This window comes from Amycolatopsis iheyensis (genome assembly GCF_024703995.1).
In the GTDB taxonomy this organism is placed as follows: domain Bacteria; phylum Actinomycetota; class Actinomycetes; order Mycobacteriales; family Pseudonocardiaceae; genus Amycolatopsis; species Amycolatopsis iheyensis.
In genome coordinates this window covers 1-939 of sequence record NZ_JAMXQV010000077.1, presented here as the reverse complement: position 1 = coordinate 939, position 939 = coordinate 1, and the positions used below count along the sequence as shown (strand labels likewise).

Genomic DNA, 939 nt, shown 5'->3' with positions numbered 1-939 from the left:
CTAGGGCGTGTCCTGTAAGTGGTTGAGCTGGACCTCTGGTAGTCGTGTCCGGTGGTTGGTCGCGGTGAGTTGACGGATAAAGCGTGGGCGGTGATCGAGCCGCTGCTGCCACCGCAGCAAGGCGGTGGCCGGCGGTGGCGGGATCACCGCCAGGTCATCAACGCGATTCTGTGGAAGTTGCGCACTGGTGCCCCGTGGCGTGACCTGCCCGAACGCTACGGACCCTGGAAGACCGCGCATGAACGGCTGCGGCTGTGGACCAAAGACGGCACCTGGAACAAGATCCTCGACCGAGTGATCGTCAAAGACGACGCTGTCGGCGACCTTGAGTGGATCATTTCGGTCGACTCGAGTGTGGTCCGGGCGCATCAGCATGCTGCTGGCGCCCGGAAAAAGGGGGATGCAGCGACGGAGTCGACGTCCTCGCCCTCGACGGGGAAGGACTCGGCCGGTCCCGGGGCGGGCTGAGCACCAAGATCCATCTCGCGGTGGACGGGCGTGGTCTGCCGATGCGTTTCCTGCTGACACCAGGCCAGGCAGGAGACAATCCGCAGCTGGTGCCATTGCTGGACGGCATCAGCGTCGCCCGCCTCGGGCCGGGACGTCCACGATGCCGGCCGGAGACAGTGATCGCGGATAAGGCGTATTCGCATCCTTCAACTCGGGAGGCGATGCGGGACCGGCGGATCAGTTTCGTCAGCCCCGAGCGCGACGATCAGGTCGCCCGCCGCGCGGCCAAGGGCTCCCGCGGCGGGCGACCACCAGCCTTCGACGCTGAGATCTACAAGCAGCGCAACGTGGTCGAGCGGTGCTTCAACCGGCTCAAGCAGTTCCGCGACCTGGCCACCCGCTATGCCAAGCGCGCCGCTTACTACCAGGCAGAACTCACTATCGCCGCGATCGTCCTCTGGCTCCGATGACTTACAGGACAGCTCCTAG

The 939-nt window shown here is 65.4% G+C and carries 1 protein-coding gene; it reads left to right on the top strand.

Features of this window, described 5'->3' with window-relative positions; all coding sequences use genetic code 11:
* Positions 1-51: 51 nt before the first annotated feature.
* A protein-coding gene (locus M8542_RS49790; RefSeq protein WP_257927453.1) for an IS5 family transposase occupies positions 52-920 on the top strand; the annotation gives its coding sequence in 2 pieces (ribosomal slippage) (positions 52-423 and positions 426-920; 867 coding nt in all).
* Positions 921-939 lie beyond the last annotated feature (19 nt).